The 22,712-nt window shown below is 72.9% G+C and carries 17 protein-coding genes; 9 read left to right on the top strand and 8 right to left on the bottom strand.

The window, feature by feature from the left end:
• Window positions 1-3: 3 nt before the first annotated feature.
• Window positions 4-1,689, top strand: coding sequence for a RecQ family ATP-dependent DNA helicase (locus AVL61_RS04365; RefSeq protein ID WP_058873100.1), 1,686 nt, complete (start codon window positions 4-6; stop codon window positions 1,687-1,689).
• A gap of 21 nt (window positions 1,690-1,710) precedes the next feature.
• On the opposite strand, the gene AVL61_RS04370 is transcribed toward AVL61_RS04365, so the two are convergent.
• The gene (locus AVL61_RS04370) at window positions 1,711-2,268 is read right to left on the bottom strand and encodes a dihydrofolate reductase family protein (protein WP_058873101.1); all 558 of its coding nucleotides are present in this window, start codon (window positions 2,266-2,268) and stop codon (window positions 1,711-1,713) included.
• Between the two features lie 204 nt (window positions 2,269-2,472).
• Between AVL61_RS04370 and AVL61_RS04375 the strand changes: the two genes are divergently transcribed.
• Window positions 2,473-3,711: an FAD-dependent oxidoreductase gene (locus tag AVL61_RS04375; RefSeq protein WP_082696949.1), complete on the top strand. Its 1,239-nt coding sequence runs from the start codon at window positions 2,473-2,475 to the stop codon at window positions 3,709-3,711.
• Window positions 3,712-3,792: 81 nt separating this feature from the next.
• Here AVL61_RS04375 and AVL61_RS04380 read toward each other — a convergent pair whose 3' ends face one another.
• The 4 genes from AVL61_RS04380 to AVL61_RS04395 are packed head-to-tail and all read right to left on the bottom strand — an operon-like array spanning window position 3,793 to window position 12,104.
• Complete coding sequence (locus AVL61_RS04380; RefSeq protein ID WP_058873102.1) at window positions 3,793-9,186, bottom strand: multicopper oxidase domain-containing protein; 5,394 nt, start codon at window positions 9,184-9,186, stop codon at window positions 3,793-3,795.
• Between the two features lie 39 nt (window positions 9,187-9,225).
• Complete coding sequence (locus AVL61_RS04385) at window positions 9,226-10,095, bottom strand: DUF2182 domain-containing protein (protein WP_058873103.1); 870 nt, start codon at window positions 10,093-10,095, stop codon at window positions 9,226-9,228.
• A 2-nt stretch (window positions 10,096-10,097) separates the two neighbouring features.
• Window positions 10,098-10,847, bottom strand: a complete 750-nt coding sequence (locus AVL61_RS04390) for a DUF1326 domain-containing protein (protein WP_058873104.1) — start codon at window positions 10,845-10,847, stop codon at window positions 10,098-10,100.
• Window positions 10,848-10,907: 60 nt separating this feature from the next.
• Window positions 10,908-12,104: a hypothetical protein gene (locus AVL61_RS04395; protein WP_058873105.1), complete on the bottom strand. Its 1,197-nt coding sequence runs from the start codon at window positions 12,102-12,104 to the stop codon at window positions 10,908-10,910.
• A 229-nt stretch (window positions 12,105-12,333) separates the two neighbouring features.
• Here AVL61_RS04395 and AVL61_RS04400 point away from each other — a divergent pair, with 229 nt between their 5' ends.
• Complete coding sequence (locus tag AVL61_RS04400) at window positions 12,334-12,900, top strand: uracil-DNA glycosylase (RefSeq protein ID WP_231738273.1); 567 nt, start codon at window positions 12,334-12,336, stop codon at window positions 12,898-12,900.
• Window positions 12,901-12,909: 9 nt separating this feature from the next.
• Here the strand turns inward: AVL61_RS04400 and AVL61_RS04405 are convergent, their stop codons facing one another.
• On the bottom strand, window positions 12,910-13,455 hold the full coding sequence (locus AVL61_RS04405; RefSeq protein ID WP_058873106.1) for a TetR/AcrR family transcriptional regulator: 546 nt from the start codon (window positions 13,453-13,455) through the stop codon (window positions 12,910-12,912).
• A gap of 123 nt (window positions 13,456-13,578) precedes the next feature.
• Between AVL61_RS04405 and AVL61_RS04410 the strand changes: the two genes are divergently transcribed.
• The 6 genes from AVL61_RS04410 to fmdA all read left to right on the top strand — a co-directional run bounded on the left by AVL61_RS04410 (window position 13,579) and on the right by fmdA (window position 21,105).
• Window positions 13,579-15,096: an MFS transporter gene (locus AVL61_RS04410; RefSeq protein WP_058873107.1), complete on the top strand. Its 1,518-nt coding sequence runs from the start codon at window positions 13,579-13,581 to the stop codon at window positions 15,094-15,096.
• Between the two features lie 120 nt (window positions 15,097-15,216).
• Window positions 15,217-15,741 (top strand): mycothiol transferase, encoded by a 525-nt coding sequence (locus AVL61_RS04415; RefSeq protein ID WP_058873108.1) that lies wholly within the window; start codon window positions 15,217-15,219, stop codon window positions 15,739-15,741.
• Between the two features lie 234 nt (window positions 15,742-15,975).
• On the top strand, window positions 15,976-17,826 hold the full coding sequence (locus tag AVL61_RS04420; protein ID WP_058873109.1) for a M23 family metallopeptidase: 1,851 nt from the start codon (window positions 15,976-15,978) through the stop codon (window positions 17,824-17,826).
• A 110-nt stretch (window positions 17,827-17,936) separates the two neighbouring features.
• Window positions 17,937-19,364, top strand: a complete 1,428-nt coding sequence (locus tag AVL61_RS04425) for an FAD-binding oxidoreductase (protein ID WP_058873110.1) — start codon at window positions 17,937-17,939, stop codon at window positions 19,362-19,364.
• A gap of 150 nt (window positions 19,365-19,514) precedes the next feature.
• The gene (locus AVL61_RS04430) at window positions 19,515-19,799 is read left to right on the top strand and encodes an FmdB family zinc ribbon protein (RefSeq protein ID WP_058873111.1); all 285 of its coding nucleotides are present in this window, start codon (window positions 19,515-19,517) and stop codon (window positions 19,797-19,799) included.
• 52 nt (window positions 19,800-19,851) lie between these two features.
• Entirely contained in the window at window positions 19,852-21,105 is a 1,254-nt protein-coding gene (gene fmdA, locus AVL61_RS04435) for a formamidase (protein ID WP_058873112.1), read from the top strand.
• A gap of 2 nt (window positions 21,106-21,107) precedes the next feature.
• On the opposite strand, the gene AVL61_RS04440 is transcribed toward fmdA, so the two are convergent.
• Window positions 21,108-22,052: a serine hydrolase gene (locus tag AVL61_RS04440; protein ID WP_058873113.1), complete on the bottom strand. Its 945-nt coding sequence runs from the start codon at window positions 22,050-22,052 to the stop codon at window positions 21,108-21,110.
• 52 nt (window positions 22,053-22,104) lie between these two features.
• Window positions 22,105-22,638 carry an alpha/beta fold hydrolase gene (locus AVL61_RS04445; RefSeq protein ID WP_058873114.1) on the bottom strand — a complete coding sequence of 178 codons (534 nt, stop codon included), beginning with the start codon at window positions 22,636-22,638 and terminating at the stop codon, window positions 22,105-22,107.
• Window positions 22,639-22,712: the final 74 nt, after the last annotated feature.

Here is a 22,712-nt window from a genome sequence, read left to right on the forward strand (position 1 = left end):
GCCGTGAGCCCGAACCAGCAAACAGCGCAGGTCTCCGCGGAACGGCTCCGGGAGGTCGCCGCGTCCCGCTTCGGCATCGACGAGTTCCGGGAGGGGCAGCTCGAGGCGATGGCGGCGGCGGCCACCGGCCGGGACGTCCTGGCGGTGATGCCCACCGGCCACGGCAAGTCCGCGATCTACCAGGTCCCGGGCGCCGCGCTGCCCGGGACGGCCGTGGTGGTGTCCCCGCTGATCGCCCTCCAGCACGACCAGGTCGAGGCGATCAACGAGGACCTGGGGGCGGAGGTCGCGTTCGCGCTGAACTCCGCGGTGGGGGCCCGCCGCGAGCGTGCCGCCTGGGCGGCGGTGGAGCGCGGGGACGCGAAGTTCCTCTTCCTCGCCCCCGAGCAGCTGGCCCGGGAGGAGACGACGCAGCGGCTCGCCGCGCACCCGCCGTCCCTGTTCGTGGTGGACGAGGCGCACTGCATTTCCTCCTGGGGCCACGACTTCCGCCCCGACTACCTCGTGCTCCGGGAGGCGGCCGAACGGCTGGGCCGCCCGCCCGTCGTGGCCCTCACCGCCACCGCCTCCCCGCACACCCGGGCCGAGATCGTCGACCGGCTCGGCCTGCGCGACCCCCTGGTCCTGGTGCACAGCTTCGACCGGCCCAACATCGAGCTGCGGGTCGTGCGCCACCACCGCTCCTCCGACAAGCGCCGTGCGGTGCTCGACGAGGTCGCCGGACTCGGGGGCCCCGGGCTGGTCTACGTCGCCACCCGCAAGGAGACCGAGGACTACGCCGCGGAGCTCACCCGGCGCGGGGTGCGCGCCGAGGCCTACCACGCGGGGCGCCGGAAGTCCGAGCGGGACGAGGTGCACACCCGGTTCCACGACCACGAGCTCGACGTGGTCGTGGCCACCACCGCCTTCGGGATGGGCATCGACAAGCCGGACGTGCGCTTCGTGGTGCACGCGGACATCCCCGACTCCCTGGACAGCTACTACCAGGAGATCGGCAGGGCGGGCCGGGACGGGCGGCCCGCCCTGGCCGTGCTGCACTACCGCTCCGAGGACCTGGGGCTGCAGCAGTACTTCGCCGGGGCCGCCCCCGAGCCGGAGGACCTCGAGAAGGTCTTCCGCGCGGTCCGCCGGCACGGGCCGGTCCGGTCCCGGGAGCTGCGCGAGCACACCGGGCTCGGCCTGCGCGCCCAGGCCCGGGCCCTGCACCTCCTCGAGCACAGCGGCGGCGTGCTCGCCCGGCGCGAGGGCTGCCGTGCCGTGGACGGCGCCACGCCGAAATCCGCCGTCGCCGCCGCGCTCGCGGAGGCCGAGGCCCGGCACCGGATCGACCGGTCCCGGATCGACATGATGCGCGGCTACGCCGAGACGGACGGGTGCCGGCGGGACTGGCTGCTCAACTACTTCGGCGAGGAGACCGGCGGCTGGTGCGGCAACTGCGACAACTGTGCGGAGACGGGCTCCGCCGCCGAGGCCGAGGAGCGGGCCGCCGCCACCCCGCACGGGTGGGAGATCCAGACCCCGGTCACCCACCGCGAGTGGGGGCACGGGATCGTCATGGGCGCGGAGCCGGACCGGATCATCGTCCTGTTCGATTCGGTCGGCTACAAGGAGCTGTCCCTGCGGCTCGTCGAGGAGCACGAGGGCCTGCTGGAGCGCGGCCCCGAGGAGCGGCGGGAGGACGGCGCGTGAGCCCCGGGAGGCGCCCGCCGGTCAGCGGACGACGTCGTAGACGGCCTTGAGGACGCCGTTGGCGTAGGCCTCGTGCTCGACCAGCTCGAGCCTGCGGAAGGTGTCGGTGCTGTCGTCGAAGAGGCGGCGGCCCGCGCCGAGCAGCACGGGGAACACCAGGAGGTGGTACCGGTCCACGAGTCCCGCGGCGACGAGGCCCTGGGCCAGGGTGGCGCTGCCGTGGACCAGGACGGTGCCGTCGACCGTGGCCTTGAGCTGCGCGACCTCGTCGAGGGAGCGCAGCACGGTGGTGTTGTGCCACTGCGGGTCCTCCAGGGTGGAGGAGACCACGTACTTGGGCATGGCGTTGTACTCCGCGAACTCCTCCATCGAGGGCCACACGGGGGCGAACTCGTCGTAGCTGACCCGGCCCATCAGCATCGCCGCCGCCTCCTTCTGCTCCCGGTCCTTGAGCTCATAGGCGGCCTCGTCGTAGGGGACGTGCTGGAACGTCCAGCCCGCGTGCGGGTGCGGGCCGCCGCCGGGGGAGTCGACGACGCCGTCGAGGGTGATGAACTCGGTGACGATCAGCTGGCCCACGGGGATCTCCTGCCGGTACGGTCGGTGCTCCTGTCTGCGGTTCCTACTCTGGCGTGGCCGCGCGGCGGTGGAAAGGACTCGGCGCCCCATGACGGGGCCGGCGGCCGGGGCGTGCCGGTCCCCGGTGCCGCGCTCTTGCGCGGCCGGGGCCGCGGTGGGACCCTCGGCAGGGACGAGGGTTCGGCGAGGGTCCGGGAGGCACCCGTGGCGGCGGAGCAGGCGACCGGGCGGACGGTGGCGCAGGTGCGGACCACGTGCTGCGTGGTGGGCGGAGGCCCGGCCGGGCTGCTGGCCGGGGTGCTGCTCGCGCGGCAGGGCGTGGACGTGGTCGTGCTGGAGAAGCACGCGGACTTCCTGCGGGACTTCCGCGGCGACACCCTGCACCCCTCCACCCTGGAGGTGATGGCCGAGCTCGGCTGGCTCGAGGACGTCCTGGCGCTGCCGCACACCCGCGTGGAGCGCGCCACCGTCTCCCTCGGCGGGGAGACGGTCGTGGTCGGCCGCTTCGACCGTCTGCCCGTGCGCTGCCCGTTCATCGCGTTCCTGCCGCAGTGGGACTTCCTGGACCTGCTCGCCGAGAAGGGGCAGCTGCTGCCCGGCTTCCGGCTGCTGCGCTCCACGGCCGCCGACGGCCTGCTCGTCGAGGACGGGCGGTGCACCGGCGTCACGGCGCACGACGACGACGGGACCCCGGTGCAGCTCCGGGCCGAGCTGGTGCTGGCCGCCGACGGCCGCGACTCCGTGCTGCGGGCCGCCGCCGGCCTGGTCCCGCGGGCCTCGCCGTCCCTGATGGACGTGCTGTGGTTCCGCGTGCCCCGCAGCGAGGGCCAGGAGCAGCCGCTGTTCAACGCCGGGAACGGTGCGGTGGTCGCCCTGCCGCGCACCGGCTACTGGCAGGCCGCCATGATCGTGCGGGCCGGTGAGCACGACGCGCTGCGCGCCCAGGGGCTGGAGGCCTTCCGGGACCGGGTGCGCGCGCTCGCCCCCGGGCTGGGGGAGGGGCTCACCGCGATCGAGGACTGGGAGCAGGTGAAGCTGCTGCGCGTGCGCGTGGACCGGCTGCGCCGCTGGTGGCGGCCCGGGGTGCTGTTCCTCGGCGACGCCGCCCACGCGATGTCCCCGGCCGGCGGCGTGGGCATCAACCTGGCGATCCAGGACGCGGTGGCCGCGGCGAACCTCCTCGGCCCGCGCCTGCTGCACGGCGGGGTGCGGGCTCGGGACCTCGCGCGGGTGCAGCGGCGGCGGGCGTGGCCGGCGCGCGTCACCCAGCTGTTCCAGCTTGTGCTGGCCCGCCGGCTGGTCCCCTCCCGGCCCGGGCAGGCGCCGCGGCCGCCGGTGCCGCTGGGCGTGGTGCGGGCGCTGCCGTTCCTGCCCCACCTGACCGGACGGGCCATCGGCATCGGCCTCCGGCCCGAGCACGTCCGTCCGCTGCCCCGCGACTGACGGACCCCGGCCCGTCCGGCCGGGGCGGCGTGCTCAGGGCCGGTGCTCACCGGGGGGCGGAAGCCCTGCCGGGAGGATGGATCACCGGTCCTCCCGGTCCTCGACGCGCAGGATGCCCCACATGCCCTGGCCGACCGCCCAACGGAAGGCGCCGCTGCGGTAGGCGTGGTCCCCGGGGTCCCACCTGGTCTCCGGGGTCATCACCAGGTCCTGGACGAAGCCGGCGCAGATCGCCGTGACCGATCCGGACTCCGGGCTGGAGTTCTTCTGCTTCCGCACCCACGGCGCGGTGTCCCACGCGAAGTTGTGGGCGGTGAAGGTGTGGTTGCGGGGCTTGTCACCCGCGCACACCAGCCGCCACCAGATCGGCAGATCGTCGCGGACCTCGATGATCGGGGCCGTGAGGTTGGGCAGCGCCATGGGCCTGTGGTGCGGAGTCAGCGGCGACCGGTAGCTGATCGCCTTCTGTCCCACGTCGACGGGAGGATCGCTGGGCGAGATGTCCGGCATGGGCAGGTCGACGTCGCCGTTGATGAAGTGGCGCAGCCCGTCCTGCAGGAAGAGCACGAGCTCCTGGCCGACGATCTCCCCCTGGCACTTCACGTGCACGTGCGGGCCGACCCACTGCTCCGTGCGCTCGTCGTGGCGGTCGACGGGGACCACGTCGCGGGGCTCGACGACGACAGCCCCGATCAGGCCGTGGTGCCGGTGGTTGCGGATGTCGGCCATGTCGAAGAGATAGCAGACCTGTCCCGGCCGGGGGCTCTTCGACTCGTCCGGCTTCCGGTCCGGCTGTGGCGCCAGCAGGTCGTCGACGTACCACCAGTACTCCCGCCAGTTCGGGTCCCTGTGCCCGACCCCATGATCCGTGCGGTGGACCACGGCTCCGGCCGCGGCCTCGTCGCCGTGGACCACGTGGGCGGTGCCGTCCACGTCGAGGGCGGCCACGGTGCTGTCGTGGTTGAGGCCCACGTAGGAGCCGTCGTCGCTGACCACGTCGTACAGGAGCAGGCTGGGGTGCAGGGACACGCGGGGGCTCACCGTCCTGCGGTCGGGATAGCCGAGATGGTCACGGTGCTCGACCGGCAGGCGCGGCGGGCTCACTTCCGGGCCGAAGTCGGGCAGCTGGGGATCCCGGACGGAGTAGTTCTGTCCCGGAAGATTCTCCTCGGGCAGCAGCACCTCGTTGATGAGAGTGACCTTGATCCACTCCCCGGGATGGGCGCGCAGGACCAGGGGCTGGCCGGAAGGGTCCACTCCCGCGGCCCGGAGGTTGCCGGTCTCCCGCCCCTCCCGATCCTTCTCGGGCACGGCGTGCTGGGCCGCTCGGTAGATGAGTCCCCACGGGTCGGTCAGCGCATGGGCGGCGTATCCGTGCTCGTGGCGCTGGGCGACGACGACGTACTCCCGCACCTCGTCCGCCGACCACTTCCCGTCCGGTCCCCGGTTCGGCCGCCGGCGCCCGAACCGGGAAGCCTGCGCGCTGCGGAGCCGTTCCAGGGTTCTTTCGAGCTCCTCCCCGCTGGGTGGCACGACGGGCTGCCTCGGAGCGCTCTCCCCGTGCTCCTCTGCTCCGTCCGGCTCGGCCCCGGTGACGGGCGGCAGGGGAAGGAGATGGTGGCGGAAGCTGTCGAGAGTGGGGGGCAGGGACCGGATGTGGCCCCAGCACCCCAGCCACAGGTCGTCCATGACGGTGAACTGCCACAGGTGGTCGCCGATCCCGTAGGGACTGGCGTCCGCCGGGTCGATGTCCACGGTGAAGGCCTCGGAGATGCCGATGGTCTGCTGGTTCACCAGTGGCGACCGCCGGTTCTGCCAGTCCTTGCGCCAGCGCATGCCGTTCAGCATGAAGCTGTGCTGCTCCTCGTGCGACCCCTGCAGGAGCCTGAGGCGCAACCGTTCCCCCGGATAGGTGTAGATCACGGGCGTGTCCGGGTCCCCGCTCGTCTTGGGCGGCACCGGCCAGTGGGGGGTGCACCCGTCATGGTCCTCGCCGTGCCGCTCGTCCTGTCCGCCGCCCGTTTCCTGCCCGGCCGCGGACATCCACGGATGGTCGAGCGGGCGGGTGCGGACCCTGGCCTCGTCGAGCGCTCTGTGCTCGGCCTCGGCGTCCGCGAAGACCTGGCGTTCCAGGGCGTCGACATCGGCCGACGAGCGGTTGGAGCTGAACCACTCGGACGGGTCCTTGCCCCGGTACTCCAGCGGGGCGCAGCGGTAGTTGACGCCCATCACACCGGGGTCGTCGTCGCCGCCGAGCTGGTTCGGCTCGTTGAGCGGCTCGTCGTCGCGGCCGAGGACCTCCGGTGGCCTGGCCCGGGCGCCCCGCGGGCGGTTCAGGGGTACGAAGTCGCCGAGAGCGAGGCCGGCCTCACGGAACGACCCTTCGATGCCCGAGTTCCTAGGCCTGCCGTCCCCGTCCGGGCCGCGGGGGACCACGACGGCCTGCGAACCGACCCAGGCCGGGGTCTTCTGGTCCGGCAGGTACCACCGGGTGCCGTTGGGCTCGGCGACGAGTGCGCCGAACAGGCCCCGCTTCTGCCGGAAGTTGGCGAGCAGGTGGTCGTGGAAGAAGCACGTCCCGAACTCCTCGTCCACCACCCAGCGGTGCAGGGAGAAGTTGGTTGCCGGATCGCCTCCGTGATCGCGGATCACCTCGGGCGAGCTGGCCCCCGAGAGGTAGTTCCAGCCGCTGGCGGAGCCGTCCGCTGCGAGGACGTCGAACTTCACGAGGTGCACGTGCAGGCCGCACTCCACCGGGTGCGCGGGAAGGTCGAAGTGGTCCGGGGGGAAGGACTCCACCGTGTTGTAGAGCCGCAGCTCTACGACGTCGCCGTGGTTGGCCCGCGGGAAGAACGCGTCCACACCGCTCTCGCCGTCCCCGTCGAGGGGAATCCCCTCCGTGAAGGACACCGGCTCCCCGTCCGGGTCGCCCCGCTCGTCCAGGCGTGCGACCTCGACGTTCCGCAACGTGTAGTGGTGGCCCATGGGGTCGTACCAGCCTGCGGAGTTGTAGGTCATCCGGCGGGAACCCATCTCGATGTCGTAGCTGATGACCCTCCTCTCGGGAACCTCCGCCTTGTCGTTCCATCTCCTGGCCATGTCGTCGAGGTCGACGAAGAGGGCGCCCCGCTTCTTCCGCTCCACGCACCCCGGGGCGAAGGCCTTCAGCTCCTGCGGCGAGTGCTGGGGCATGCGCAGTATGCTGCGGCGCCAGTCCTTGTGGTCGTCCTCAAGGACGGGCGGCGGCGGCGACTTGCGGGGGTACGTGGCGTCGATGAACCACGGGAAGCCCGGCTGTTCGCGGTCGGAGACCGGAGGCCGGCGTCCTGGCAGCGGCACGAGGGGGGCGCACGGGGTGCCGTCCGGATAGGCCAGGTCCCCGGTCACCTCGCGGTCCAGGCTGCGCCACAGCCCCCACATGCCGTGGTGGAAGTGCGGATAGAGGTGGCAGTGCCAGATGATGTCGCCCACGGCATGCTGGCGGCTGCCGGATCCGTAGAGCGGGTCGATGGTCATGGCGGTCTGAGGCCCGATGGATACGGAGTCCAGCAGCTGGGAACCACGGGGCTCACCGGGCCTCCACTCGGACGGCTTCGCGGTGTCCTGGGGGACGGCACGCCACTGGTGGACGTGAAGGTGGTAGACGTGGGTCTCCTTGACGCCGGCGTGGACCAGGCGCACCCGGCAGGGGTCGCCCCGGTAGGCGCGCAGCGTGGGGGTCACGGACTCGCCGAACAGCCAGGCGCTGTGGTGCTGCTCCTCTCCGGAGACGCGCTCGAGAAAACCCCTCTTGCGCTCCTCGGCGTACGGCTCGAGGTGCGCGACGTCCGGGACGGCGGCACGGTGGTCCTTGGCGACCCAGAACTCCTCGCCCAGCGTCCTGTCGAGCGTGATCTCGACAGCGGAGTGGTCGATGTCGTCGTCCTCAGCGCGCATCTCGACCCAGGACGTGCCCAGCCGGTGGCGCTTCCGGAGACGGTAGGGCAGCCGGTTGTGCATGGGTTCCGCCCGGTAGGACAACGGCATCGCCGAGTGGGGAAGCGGGTGCGGGATACCGCTGTGGGTCTCCGTCTCGTCGTGGAAGAAGACCGTGAACTCGCGGAAGCTGCAGTTGCCGGCGAACTGGTCGGTCCTGTCCTTGTCGTGGTAGAAGTCGACGAAGTTCTCCTCCCGCCAGGTCCGGCACCGGTTGTCCGGGGAGCAGTGGTGGCGGTGCTCCGCCTCGGGCCCGCCCCAGTGCTCCTTGTGACATGGAGGAGGAGCCGTGACGGTCCCTTCCCGAAGCCCGTGCTCCTGCGGCGGCACGACGTCGACATAAAGGCCGTCGCCGTGGTCGGTGTTGTCGAGGCGGCTCCCGGTCTCGGAGTCGTACCACCGGGCGTGCTCCGGCTCGACGACGAGGGCGGCGAAGAGGCCGTGGTTGTTCGTCCCGCGGTCGGTGCCCCGTACGTCCCCCAGGTCGTTGATCGGCCACACGCCCTCGCGAGCGCACGTCCACCGGTAGATCATCCTGTGCCTGTAGGGGACCGTCGTGGGGTCGTTGTCGCCCACGCAGGCACCGTCGCCGTAACGGACCCCGCTGCCGCTGCTCCCGTCGGGGCGCGTTCCGGCCAGGCCGTCTCCCTGGACGTGCAGCCCGACCTCACGGCCGCGGATGCTGTTCTCGAAGTGGACCTCCAGCTGTTCACCGCGGCAGGCCCGCAGCACCAGGGGTCGGACCAGAGGGATCGGCCGCAACGGGTTGAACCACGCATAGTCCGGGGCGTCCTTGCCCCGATGCCAGTTCGCCGGATCATCGTGGTCGTTGCGCAGCAGTCGGGCGATGTCGTCGTCACTCAGCCGGGAGCCGGGACGCTCCAGGCGGTACTGCGCCAGCATGGCCGGCCACTCGTCGTTGATCTCCTGCAGCCGGCGCCGGATGCCGGCCTCGGCCGAGTCCAGCTGGGCCGACCAGTCAGCACGCCACTTCTGCAGCGTGCCGGTGTCGGCGACGAGCCTGGTGATCCGTCCGCCGGTCAGCTCGCGCAGCGCGTGCACCAGTTCGTCGACCGTGGCCCGGTAGTTCTGCCGGATGGTGAGGTGCTTGGGATGAGGGCGCCGCTCGCGCCGGTCGTGCTCCTCCCGGCCGAACACCTCCTCGTCGCTTCCCCGGTCGTCGAGGAGATAGCGGACGTCCTCGCCCCCGCTGTCCAAGGGGGTTCCGTCCTCGGTGGACTGCGCCAGGAGCTGTCTCATGCGCAGGTAGCGGGGAATGCCGTCCACCACCGTCTCCATGAGTTGGGAGTTGCGGTGGATCCTCGGCAGGTACTCGTCGTCCTTGTCCCACTGTTCCTTCGCCCATTTCAGGAGTGGCTCGTACACCCTCAGCGTGTAGAGCAGGCCGTTGGGATCGTGGTCGCCCTCCACGGAGTAGACGATCGGGAGGGACATGGCGACGACGTCGTAGGTACGGAAAGTGTTGTCGATGGGTAGCATGGCGATCTCCGATGTCGGCCCGTGCGCGGCGGGCGGTTCCTACAGCAATGGGATGGCGGGAGCCGCAGCGGCCAGCGCTGTGACGGCACCGAGGACGACGAGCACGAGCCCGGACGGCCGCACGAGGCGGTGCCCCCAGGGCACGAGGCGTTCGGCGGCCATGACCAGGGCCAGAGCCACCATGACGGGAAGGGCGGCCGTGCCGACCGCGAAACAGATCAGCATGAGCGCCCAGCAGCAGCCGATGCAGGACAGGGCGTAGGCGCCGCTCAGCGCCACCGTCTCCGTCCCCGGCGAGCGCCGCCCCTGCCAGTGGGCCAGCACGAAACTGCGAGGGCTGCGGCACCCGCGCAGGCAGAGATCCTTCAGTGGTGTGAACTGATAGACGCCGGCCAGCACGAGCACCCCCGCCGTCACCCACCGGGGGTCCGCGCCCGGCCAGCTGTGCTCGGCCAGCGCCCGGACGCCGAGGTCCCCGGCGACGACGGCTGTTCCGACGACCGTCCACGCGCCGACGAACGCCATGGCGCCGAGCACGGTCAGCCGCCACGGGTCGGGCTGCCGGGACACGAGCCGCCGGAGAGTCTGCAGCAGGGGCAGAGCCGGGGGCAGCATCATGGCGACCACCATCAGTGCCCATCCGCCTATGGCGACCATTCCGCCGACCAGCGCGGGCGGAGGAGTCACGGCTGTGTTCCCGTGCCGCGCGTGGGGGCTGTCGGCCGCGTGGGAGGCTCCCGCGCTGTCGGCGAGAACATGCTCCGCCCCGTGGCCGACCATGTCATGGACGAGGAACAGCAGGCCCCAGGACGCCGCCGCCACGACGAGCACGCCCAGTGCCACGAGCTCCCGATCGATGCTGCGGTGGCGGGCAGCTGCGCCAGGAGAGACGGAGGAGGTGGCAGCCACGCCTACCGTCCTGCGGTGGTGTCAGCGTCGGCTGCTCCCGCCGCGGCCGGCTGGTCGGCGGAGTGGTCGTAGTGGTCGTAGTGGAAGGCCCCGCGCATCCCGGACCGGCCGGTGACCTCGAGGTTTCCTCCGGGCAGTGCGCCGACGTTGACGACGAGACGTTCGCCGTCCTGCGCCTCGACCGGTCCGGAGGCGCTCAGCTCGTAGGAGATGGCGGTGTGCTCGAGGATGAGGGGCTTCTTGTTCCCGCGTTGGGCGTCGAAGATCTTGGGACTCCCCTTGGCCTCGACGAACGCGGTCCCGGACGCGTCTCCGGAGGGACGGACCGTTACCGTCCAATCACTCTCTTCGGGCGGACTGAGCGAGATGCTCGCACGGCAGTCACCCACCACGGTGCCGTTCACCTGGGCGAGATCGCTCAACGGGCCGCCGAAGCGGCCGCTGAAGAGATCGACCAGAGCACGGTACTGCTTGGTCGTGTCCGCAGAGGTCCTCCCTTCAGCGGGGACGTCGATGTAGAGCATCGTGGTGGTCCTGTTGGTGTCGCGGCGGTTGCCCCCGTGGGTGGCGACGCTCACCACCGTGCAGCCCCCCACCGGGATGCCGTCCACGACGGCGGTGTCGCCCTCGTCGATCTGCCAGGCGATGAACCCGGTGCAGTGGCCTCCCACCGGGTCGTCGTCGACCCAGCAGGGGCAGATGACGGTGCAGTCGCAGGCTTCGAGGAACTGGCCAGCCAGTGTGTAGTCCATGATGTTCCCTTGCTGGTGTGGTGTGGTGTGGCGTGGTGTGGGGGAGTGGGACAGACCGGCTCAGCCGACAATCCTGACGGTGCGGGTGCTCGAACCGCCCGCGGCGGATTCGACGGTGATGACCGGAGGCGGCGCGTCGACGCCGGACAGCACGCCGACAGGGCCGGACAAGCCGCCGCGGCCGGACACGGTGAGCGTCGGCGGGCTCTGCTGGTCGCTCGAGGCGGCCGCCACGGTGAGCGTCTGCGTGGCGGCGTCGTAGTCGGCCTGGGTGATCTCCACGGCGTCGACGACGTCGGCGGTCGCAGGCAGGGGGAGGGGATCGGTCAGGTTGGTCACGGTCACCCGTGCGGGCACGGTGGTCCCGACATCGGCCCGGGCGACGTAGTTGCGGGTCGCCCCACCCTGCATGGAGGTGTCGGAAAGGCCGGGCGCCGTGATCAGCAACTGCTGGCCCGGGACCGATCGGGCGAACACGTCCACGACTGCGTCGCCCGCGGCGGTGCGGCTGTAGACGGCCCGGGGGACGTCGGCCCCGTTCACGGTGGCGACCCGTCCCTGGAGGACGAACCGGTCGGTGTAGACCTTGTCCGGGTTCGTGGGGTCGTTCGGGTCCGGCTCACCCCCGGCGGAAGCGACTCCGGGTCCTTCGACGAGGGCGAAGTTCGTGCCGAGCGGGCTGCCCGTGACGGTGTGCTCCGTGGCTCCGTCCCCGACATGGGTCGCGGGAAGCACGGGGTCGGCCGTCCACCGCAGGAAGGGGGCGATGGAGGAGTCCAGCGCGCCGGTGAAATCCAGGGGAGTGAGCCCGATGTCCTCGGTGGCGGTCACGCGTCCCCGGTCGTCGGTCATCGCCTCGACCGTGCCGTAGGGGTGGGTGAGCGTGTACGTCGTGTCCGGTAAGCCGTCGCGGACCCGGAATCGGACCCTGCCGAAGACGATCTGCTGACCGTCGGTCACGCCCTCGGTGGTGAACGTCGCCTCGAGTGCAAGGACGACCCGGATCCGGGCCGTGCGGGCTCCGGCACCGGCCTCGAGCTCCGTCTCGGCCAGCAGGTAGAAGGCTTCTGCGGGGAACGCGCCGACGTCGCGCAGCGGTCCGCTCTCCTCCGGATCGATGACGACCGGCGCGAAGTCGTCCCCGGGCGCCCAGACCAGTTCGAGTCGGAGTCCTGTGGAATCCTCGTACCAGAACGGAAAACCGGTCCTCGGATCGATAGGACCTACTTCTGCGAGACGTTCGGTGTGCTGCGGCATGGCAATCCTCCGGGCCCGAGCGAAAGAATTCACAACAAGCTGATGCGGATTAATGTAGGCGCGTCACCGCATGTGACAGCATGTTTCATAGTCACGAAGGTGTGAACACCAGGCGGTAGAAAAAGAATGGAACAGAATTCTGTTTGCCTGTCGGTTTGTTGATGGATGGGATAACGACTTGAATTCGGAAAACTCAGCGGAAACTCCGATCACGAGCAAGCGCGCCCGCGTGGACGAGCCCCACGTGGCCCCGCTCAACGCCCTGGTCCGGAGTTGGCGCAGCGGCGGCAGGTTCGTGCCGTGGGCCGATCCCGACGGCGGCGGCACCGGCGCCCGGGTGCTCGTGCTCATGGAGGCGCCCGGGCCGGCCACCGTGGCGGCCGGGGAGCGGGGCTTCAGCTCCGAGGACAACCCTGATCCCACCGCCCGGGTCTTCAAGGCGCTGCGGGAGGAGTCCGGGCTGGCCCGCGGCGACTACTTGCGCTGGAACGTGGTGCCCTGGGCGCTGCGGGACGCGGACGGGCGGCACCGGCCGCCCAGGGCGGAGGACCTCGTCGAGGCGGAACCGGCCCTGCGGGAACTGGTCGGCTCGCTGCCGGAGCTGCGCGTCGTCGTGACCTTCGGGGCCCCGGCGCTCACGGGGATGATGCGGCTGCTCACCGTCGAGGATCCGCCGCGGCTGCTGCCCGTGCTGGGTGTGCCGCACCCCTCGCTGCGCAACGGCCACCGCCGGGTCGAGACGCGGCAGCGGATCCTCGTGGCGCTGCGCACGGCCGCAGCCGCGGCGCGGAGCTGAAGCGGGAGCTCAGGGCCGCGGGCTGAGCCGGTCGACCGCGGCCAGGAGGTTCTCCAGGATGGTGTGCCGCTGCGCGCTGCCGTCGGGCAGCAGGCCGATCGACGCGTTCTGGTAGAGCCCGTCGCCCATCTGCTGGACTGCGGTCGCCACCACCGGGTCCCCCACGTCCGCGAGGATCAGCTCGTACCACGCCTCCTCGAGCCGCTTGAGGGCGGCCCGGGCGTTCTCGTCCCCGGCCTGGACCAGCCGGGAGGCCACGATCAGGGCCCGGTCGAGCCGGCTGTCCTCGAACAGGGACGTGACGAGGAAGTAGCGGGCGGCCCCGTCCGGCGCCGCCGCCATGGCCTCGAGGTCCAGGCGCATGAGCTCCTCGAGCCGCTGCAGCGTCGCGTCCACGAGGGCCTGGCGGTGCGGGAAGTGGTAGAGCAGGCCCCCCTTGGACACGCCGGCGGCGGCGGCGACGGCGTCGAGGGTCGCGGCTCGTTCGCCGTCGTCGAGGACGATCTGCTCGAAGGCGGCCAGGAGCTTGTCCCGGGCCACGGGTGGGCGCGACATGTGAGGAAGACCTCCCTGGATCGGACGTGGTGCCCATTGTGCCAGCTCGTCCATAACTGTACCGTCTAGACGGTACAGTTAATGCGGCTGTCCGATCCCGATCCGTTTCCCCGGAGGTGAACCATGACCACTCTGCTGACGCCCCGCCCCACGGCCGGTGCGCGCGAATGGGCCGCGCTCGCGGTCCTGATGATGCCCGTCCTGCTCGTGTCGGTCGACAACACGGCCCTGAGCTTCGCGCTGCCCACCATCTCCCAGGCGCTGCACCCCACCGGGGCGCAGCTGCTGTGGATCGTGGACGTCTATCCCCTCGTGCTCGCCGGCCTGCTCATCCCCATGGGGTCCCTGGGGGACCGGATCGGCCGCCGGCGGCTGCTGCTGATCGGCGGCACGGGCTTCGCCGCCGTCTCCGCGGCGTCGGCCTTCGCGCCCACCGCCGAACTGCTGGTGGCCGGGCGGGCCGCGATGGGGCTCTTCGGCGCGATGCTGATGCCGGCCACCCTGTCCTTGCTGCGCAACATCTTCCTGGACCCGGGCCAGCGCCGGATCGCGATCGCGGTGTGGGCCGGCGGCTTCAGCGGCGGCGCCGCGCTCGGGCCGATCGTCGGCGGCTTCCTGCTCAACCACTTCTGGTGGGGCTCGGTGTTCCTGATGTCCGTGCCGGTGCTGCTGCCGCTGCTCGTGCTCGGCCCCGTCCTGGTGCCGGAGTCGCGCGACCCCCGGCCCGGGCCCGTGGACGTCCCCTCCGTGCTGCTCGCCATGCTGGCCATGACCCCGGTGGTGTACGGCGTCAAGGCGGCGACGGCCTCCGGGGAGCTGTTCCACGGCCTGCTCAGCGCGGCCTTCGGCGTGCTGGCCGGTGTGCTCTTCGTCCGGCGCCAGGCGGTCCTGGCGCACCCGATGCTCGACCTCGCCCTGTTCCGGCTCCCGGGCTTCCGGGGCGGGGTGACCGTCAACGTGCTCGGCAACGTGGGGCTCTACGGGTTCCTGTTCATGCTGACCCAGTACCTGCAGCTCGTGGTCGGCCTGGACCCGATGAGCGCCGGCCTGACCATGGTCCCCGGCCTCGTCCTCACGGTCCTCGCCGGCTTCCTGGCCGTGCGGGCCGTGCAGTGGCTGAGCCCGCGGACCGTGATCACCGCGGGGATGCTCCTGTCCGCGGCCGGCTTCCTCGTGGTCGCCCTCGCCGATCTCTCCGCGACCGCCGGCGCCGTGGTGGTCCTCATGGCCTTCTGCCTGGTCGGCACCGGCATCGGGCTCGCCGAGACGCTCTCCAACGACCTGGTGCTCACGGCCGCGCCGCCGCACAAGGCCGGGGCCGCCTCGGCGATCTCGGAGACCGGCTACGAGGTCGGTGCAGTGCTGGGCACGGCCGTGCTCGGCGGGCTGCTGACCGCGTTCTACCAGCGTCACCTCGATCTGCCCACGGCGCTGGAGCCCGGCTCCTCCGCAGCGGCGCACGAGACCCTCGGCGGGGCCGTCGAGATCGCGGAGGGTGCGGGGGCGCTCGGTCCCGCCGTGCGGGAGGCCGCCTTCGCGGCCTTCACTGCGGGCATGCACTGGACGGCGCTGGTCATGACGGCCGTGGTGGTCCTGGCCGCGTTCACGGTCGCCCGCGTGCTGCGGCCAACCACGCGCTGACCTGCCCGCCGCAGGGGCCGGGACGCCGCAGCACGCCGGCGGCGCTCCACGGAGCCCCGGGGCCGTAGGCTCGGCGGCAGGGGCTGGTCCGGCCCTTCGGGAACGGAAGGAGTGGTCACCATGACGCCGCAGGACCTGTTCGAGGACGCCGCCCGCCGCCCGTCCCAGGTGGCCGAGCACGTGCTCGAGGACATCTCGCCGGAGGTGCTGAACACCATGCCGGGAGGGACCGCGAACTCCGTGGCCTGGCTGGTGTGGCACGCGGCCCGCCAGCAGGACGCGCAGGTAGCCCGGCTCGCCGGTGCCGAGGAGGTGTGGACCGCGGAGGGCTGGAGCGGGCGGTTCGGCCTCGACCTCCCCGACTCCTCCATGGGCTTCGGCCACGGCCCGGAGGACGTCGCGCGGGTGCGTGTGGCGTCCCCCGACGTGCTGCGGGGCTACCTCGACGCGGTGGTCGAGCGCACCGTGGCCTACGTGCACGGGCTCACCGACGCCCAGCTCGACGACGTGGTGGACCGGTCCTGGAGCCCGCCCGTCACCCGCGGCGTGCGCCTGGTCAGCACGGTCGACGACGCCGCGCAGCACCTCGGCCAGGCCGCCTACGTCCGGGGGCTGCTCGACGACGGGTGGTCCGGGCCCTACTGACCGTTCCTCCCGGTGGCTCTCGTCCGTGAGGGCCCCGCGCGGGAGCGCTCCGCCCGGGGCGAGAGAGTTTGCGTTTGCATAAAGTCGTCGTGTGACAAGGCGCCGATGAGGGGACGGCGGATCCCTCGGTCACGACCGGTTGTTCACTTAAGCTGATGCCGCGGGGCGACAGCGCCCCGATCATCTGCACGATCTTCTCGTCGCCGTCCGCGACATCCTGGGGGAAACACCGTCATGCCCCGCGACTCCTCTCGCCGCCCTGCTCCCACCGGTCTGCGCCACCGCGCGTCCTCGCCGGTCACCGCCCTCACCGCGTTCTCGGCCCTCGTGGCCGTCAGCGTGGCCGTCAGCGCGGGCATCGCACCGGAGGCCGGCGAGGACCGGGGGACCTCGGCCTTCGGCGCCCCGGCGGCCTCCGCGGAGCGGGCGGAGCACTCGAACAGCCGGTGGAGCCTGCTCGCGGCCGGCCAGGAGCAGGAGGCCCCTCCGGCCCGCCCGGTGCGGGAGGACCGCGCCGTCTCGCCCGTGCGGGACGGCGGCGAGGGGAAGGGCTCCTGGCGGGCCGGGACCGGGCGCGGTGACGGCGGTCGCGAGTCCGCGTCGACCGTGCGCCCGGGCCGGCAGGCGCCGAAGCTGTACCAGGGCGAGCTGCCCGTCAACACGATCATCGCGCCGACCCGGCCCGGCGCCGTGCTGCCCGGCGGGCAGTTCGGCTGGCGGATCGCCCCCGACCGCGGCGGGCGCGAGTTCCACAACGGCACCGACGTCTCGGCCGCGCCCGGACTGCCGGTCGTCGCCGCCCTCGACGGTGTGGTGACGGCCGTGTTCTGGGACGTCTGGGGCGGCAACCGGGTGGAGGTCACCCACGCGGACGGGATCAGGACCACCTACAACCACCTCGAGGACGTCCAGGTGCGGACCGGTGACCGGCTCGCCGCCTCCGAGCAGCTCGGCACGGTCGGTGCCACCGGCGTCCGGGTCACGGGCCCGCACCTGCACTTCGAGACCTGGGTGGACGGCCAGGCGGTCGACCCCCAGTCCTTCGACTGGGTCGACGGCATGCGCGTCATTCCCGCCTCCCGCAGCAAGTACTCCCTCGAGGTTCCCGTGCCGGACGCGGTCGAGGACCCGGCCGCGCAGAAGGCCGAGGCCGCCCGGAAGAAGGCCGACGCCGCGAAGAAGGCGGAGGCCGCGAAGAGAGCGCAGGCCGCGCAGAAGTCCGAGGTCGCGAAGAAGCAGGCGAAGGCCGCCGAGAAGGCGGCCGCGGTCAAGAGGGCCGAGGCGGCGAAGAAGGCCGAGGCGGCCCGGAAGACCGAGGCGGCGAAGAGGGCGGACGCGGCGAAGCGGGCCGAGGCGGCGAAGAAGCAGGCGGACGCCGCGCAGCGGGCGGAGCACGAGCAGAACGGCACCACCGAGCGGCCGGGGCGGCCGGTGGGGGACCCGCCGGCACCGGCGGCCCCGGTGGTGTCCGCTCCTTCCGCCGCTCCCGTGGAGGCCGACCCCGTCGTCCCCGCTCCGGCCCCGCCGGCCGGAGTGGACCCTGCGCTGCCCCCTGCCGTGCCGGCCCCCGGGCAGCAGCCCGTGCCGGCGCCGGACCGTGAGCCGGTGACGGTCCCCGACCCGGTGACGGTCCCCGACCCCGTGTCGGTCCCCGACCCGGAGCCCGAGCTGGAACCGGGAGTCGCGCCACGGGTTCCCGACGCGGTGCGGGACACCGACGGGGACGGGACGCTCGACACGGAGGACCCCGACATCGACAACGACGGCACCCCCAACGAGCTGGACGACGACATCGACGGGGACGGGATCCCCGACGTCGTCGATCCCGACCTGGACGGGGACGGCCTGCGCAACGAGGAGGATCCGGACCGCGACGGGGACGGGATCCCGAACGACAAGGACGCGGAGCCGGACACCCCGGCGCCCACGGCGGCGGCCGGCGCCACCGCCGACGCCGGCGAGGCCGCAGACCCGGCCGGACCGGCCGGGGCGGCCGGTCCGGAGGAGGCCGCCGGTGCCGCCGCGGCCGCTCCGGCGGCCGGGTCCGTGCCGGCGGCCGGTGCGGACGAGGCGGGCGGCCTCTGACGCCCGGCCCGGAGTTATGCAGGTGTGACAAGGGCTTTCGCGGCGCCCTGCGCCGGGCGGACTAGAATCTGCCTCCGGGCCGACACATTCTTCGCGCAGGAGCGGGAGCCATGAGCACCACCGATCACGGTGCGCCGGGCGACGGGACGGCCAGGGCGCTCCGGGAACTCCGGGACCGCCTCACAGGGGGACTGGTCGAGCCGGGGGACCCCGACTACGACAGGGCCCGCCGGGTCTGGAACGGCCTGGTCGACGTCCGCCCCCGGGCTGTCGTGCGAGCCGGCGACGTCGGCGACATCGACCTCGTCCTGGCCGCGGCGCAGCGCACGCGGCTGCCGCTGGCGGTGCGGGGCGGTGGACACGGGGTGGCGGGCCACGGCACGGTCGAGGGTGGCCTGGTGCTGGACCTGGGGCGGCTGCGGGGCGTCGTCGTCGACCCCGCGAACCAGCTCGTGAGCGTGGACCCCGGCACCACGGTCGCCGGGCTCGACCGTGCCACGGTCCGGCACGGTCTCGCGGTCCCCGGCGGCCTCGTCGGCGCCGCCGGCGTGGCCGGACTCACCCTGGGCGGGGGCATGGGCTGGCTGACCCGCAGCAACGGGCTGACGCTCGACAACCTGGACTCCGCCGACGTCGTGACCGCCGCCGGCGACCACCTGCACGCCAGCGAGGAGGAGAACGCCGGGCTCTTCTGGGGCCTGCGCGGCGGCGGCGGCAACCTCGGGGTGGCCTCCTCCTTCACCTTCAGGGCCCGCCGGCTGCCCTCCGCCGTGCTCGCGGGGAACCTCTACTACCGCAGGCCGCACTGGCGGGACGCCCTGAGCGCCTTCGCCGAGTGGTCGCGCGGTCTGCCGGACGAGATGAACCCGGTGCTCAGCTTCGCGATCCCGCCGCCGGGGGCCGGGATGGGCGACGAGCCGGTGCTGACCGTGGGCTTCTGCTGGGCCTCCGAGAACCACGCCGCCGGCCTGGACGTCGTCGACGGGCTGCGGGAGGACGCTCCGCCCGACGCCGAGGAGAAGGGGCCGACACCGTGGCTCGCCTGGCAGGGGGCCAGGGACGGCGCCTTCCCCAGGGGTTCGCACGGCCACTGGCGGAACGTGCCCTTCTCCCGGCTGGACGGTGAGGTCGTCGACGTCCTCGCCGGCCTGGCCTCCGGGATCACGTGCCGGGGCGCCGGCATCGACGTCCACCACCTCGAGGGCGCGTTCGGGCGGGTGCCGGAGGAGGCCACCGCCTTCCCCAACCGCTCCGCGCGGTACTGGCTGACGGTCTACGGCGTCCGGCACGACCCCGCCGACGACGAGCTCCTCGCCGGCTTCGTCCAAACGGTGCGGAACGGGATGCAGCCGTTCGCCGAGCACGGGGAGTACGTCAACCTCATGGGCCCGGACGCCGAGCTCGGGGGCGACCTCCCGGAGGCGGCGCGTTGGGCCTACGGGCGGGAGAAGCACCAGCGGCTGGCCGCCCTCAAGGACCGCTACGACCCCGGGAACCTCTTCCGGCACAACCTCAACGTCGAGCCCCACCGGCCCTGAGCGTGCCGCGGCCGGGACCGCACGGCGCGGGCGCCCGGCGCACCCGCCTCCGTCATCTCCGGGCGATGTCGGCGACCGCCCTTCCCCGGCCGCGGGCGCGGCACTACGGTCGACAGTCCAGAGACCCCGCGTTCCCGGGAGGCGCACCGCATGCCGATCTACGAGTACCGCTGCCCGGACTGCGGCGTCTTCGAGAAGCTGCTGGGGATGGGCGCCGCCGCGCGCGAGCGCACCTGTCCCGGCTGCGGGGCCCCGGCGCGGCGGCTGATGAGCGCGGCCGGGCTCTCCCGGGCCGGCACCCCCGCGGCCCGGCTGATCGAGCGCACCGAGCGCACCGCCGCCGAGCCCGTCGTCGTCGCCGCACCCCCGCCCGGTGCCCGCGGCGCGGCCCGGACCACCGGCAACCCCCTCCACCGCAGACTTCCCCGGCCCTGAGAGGCGCCCCGACCGAGCACCACTTCGCACACCGCAGCCTAGGAGGCACGTCATGCCGGAGCTCATCTTTCCCCTGGACTCGTCCCGGCCGTTCGAGGACCAGCAGCTGGTGGGGCACAACCGGTGGCACCCGGAGATCCCTCCGGTGGCGACCGTGCGACCCGGGGACACGTTCCGGGTGCACTGCCGGGAGTGGTTCGACGGCGCGATCGTCAACGACGACTCCGCCGAGGACATCCTCAACGCGCCGCTGACCACAGTGCACAAGCTCTCCGGCCCGTTCGCGGTGGAGGGCGCGAAGCCGGGGGACCTGCTCGTCGTCGACATCCTCGACGTCGGCCCCGTCCCGCAGGAGGACTCCGGCCCGCTGGCCGGGCAGGGCTGGGGGTACACCGGCGTCTTCGCACGGTCCAACGGCGGGGGCTTCCTCACCGACCGCTTTCCGGACGCCTACAAGGCGATCTGGGACTTCCGCGGCCAGACGGCCACCTCCCGCCACGTCCCGGAGGTCTCGTTCACCGGCATCGTCCACCCCGGCCTGATGGGCACCGCACCCTCCGCCGAGCTGCTGGCCCGGTGGAACGCGCGCGAGGGGGCGCTCATCGCCACCGACCCGGACCGGGTCCCGCCCCTGGCGCTGCCGCCCGAGCCCGCGGACGCCCTGCTGGGCGGGGTCCCCGACGCCGACGTGGAGCGGGTCGCGGCGGAGGCCGCGCGCACCGCCCCGCCCCGGGAGAACGGCGGCAACCAGGACATCAAGAACCTCACCAAGGGCACCCGGGTCTTCTACCCCGTCTTCGTGGACGGCGCGAACTTCTCCGTGGGGGACCTGCACTTCTCCCAGGGCGACGGCGAGATCACGTTCTGCGGCGCCATCGAGATGGGCGGGTTCGTCGACTTCCACGTGGACGTCATCAAGGGCGGCATGGAGACCTACGGGGTCTCGGAGAACGCGATCTTCCTGCCGGGCAGGACGGACCCGCAGTACAGCGAGTGGATCTCCTTCTCCGGCACCTCGGTGACGCTCGACGGCGAGCAGCGCTACCTCGACTCGCAGCTCTCCTACCAGCGGGCGTGCCTGCATGCCGTCGACTACCTCACGAAGTTCGGGTACTCCCCGGAGCAGGCCTACCTGCTGCTGGGCGCCGCGCCGATCGAGGGCCGGTTCTCCGGGGTGGTGGACATCCCCAACTCCTGCGCCACGGTGTACCTGCCCACCGCGATCTTCGACTTCGACATCCGGCCCTCCGCGGCCGGCCCGCACCAGGTGGACCCCGGCCGGGGCGCGCCGCACGCGGCGGCGTGAGCTCAGGCGGCCCCGAGCGCGAGGTACAGCTCGACCACGGCGGTGGCCACGTCCTGGCCGCACGCCGCGGTGGGGTAGCCGGAGCCCAGCACGGCGATGTGGTGGGCCGTCCCGCCCGTGGCGGCCCGCCCCACGCTGTGGGTGTCCCACTGCCCGCCGGCGTCCGGGAGCCACCCGTTCTTGACGAGGGAGTCCGTGGTGGCCGCCCCGCCCGCGCGGGGGCCGCCCACGCCCCACGTCTGGGACGGATGGCTGGGCCGCATCTGCTCCCGCAGCCAGGCGAGGTCCTCCTCGGGCAGCCAGTCCGCGCCGTGGACCACCGTGCCCAGCACGGCCAGCTGGTCGGAGGCCGTGGTCATGTTGTGGCCCCAGCCGCCCGAGGACCGGGTCGAGCTGACGCCCATGAGGTCGTAGGTCTCGTTGAGCTCGGCCTCCATGGCGGAGACCGTGGGGCCGAGCGCGCCGTAGAGGGCGGAGGTGGACTCGTTGCCGCTCTCGTGGACGCTGTTGCGGATCAGCTCCCGCTGCTGCGCGGTGAGCCGGCCGTCCCGCTCCGCGGCCAGGCGCATGGTGGTCAGGGCCAGCGGGACCTTCGAGAGGCTCGCCTCCATGCCGGACAGATCGGGGCGGTGGGCGAGGACCGTGCGGCCGTCCGGGTCCTGCACCAGCAGGCCGATCTCCGCGCCCACGGCCCCGCTCAGCCCGTCCAGGGCGGCGGTGAGGGCGCGCCGGTCGTCCTCCGCCGAGGGCCCGTTCGCCACGGCGAACGATCCGGCGCCCGCCGGGCCGCAGGAGGCGGGGACGGTCACCGAGGTGGTCCCGGGGACCTCGCCGCCCGGGGCGGCGGGGAGCGCGGCGGCGGGGACCGGGGCGCAGAGGCCCAGGAGCAGTGCGGCGGTCCCCAGGGTGCGGGCGGTCCTGCGGGGCACGGGATGGGATCGGGTCATGCCCTCCATGCTCTCGCACGGAGGCGATTCTGCCGATCCGCCCGGCTCCGCCTCACGCAATGAGACCCCGGTCCGTCCAGGACGTCGGCAGGTGCCCTCCGGAGCGGAGCAGCACGAGTTCGGCCGAGGGCAGCTGCTCGGCGAGACAGTGCGCGTGGGCGGAGGGCACGACGTCGTCGTCCTCGGCGTGGACCAGGACGATCTCGAGGTCCGCGAGCGTCCGGCCCACGGTGGGGGGCAGGGCGAAGCCGCGCTCGTTCCAGTCCGGGTGCTGCGGGCACCAGCACGGGGCCGCCACGGTCACGACGCGCTGCAGCAGCGTGGGGATCCGGTTGCACAGGAAGCGCAGGGCCTCGGACCCGCCGAGGGAGTGGCCCACGATCACCCAGGGCTCGTCCGGGATGGCGCGGACGGCCCGGCCGATCGCCTCCTGCCACAGCTCCGGATCGGGATTCTCCGGGCTCGGGAGGTCGGGGGCGACGAGGTCCGCGTCCGGCCACTGCCGCCGCACGGCCTCGAGCACCGGGTTTCCACCGGGGCCGGGCTGGAGTCCGGCCCCGTGCAGGAAGAGGATGCGCTGGACCATGGGTCACCTCGGGGGACGGGGGAGGTGACGGCGGATGCCGCCTCCACCAGCGTCCTCGCCGCCGCGGCGGGGTG

The organism is Kocuria rosea subsp. polaris (assembly GCF_001483755.1).
Lineage (GTDB): Bacteria > Actinomycetota > Actinomycetes > Actinomycetales > Micrococcaceae > Kocuria > Kocuria cellulosilytica.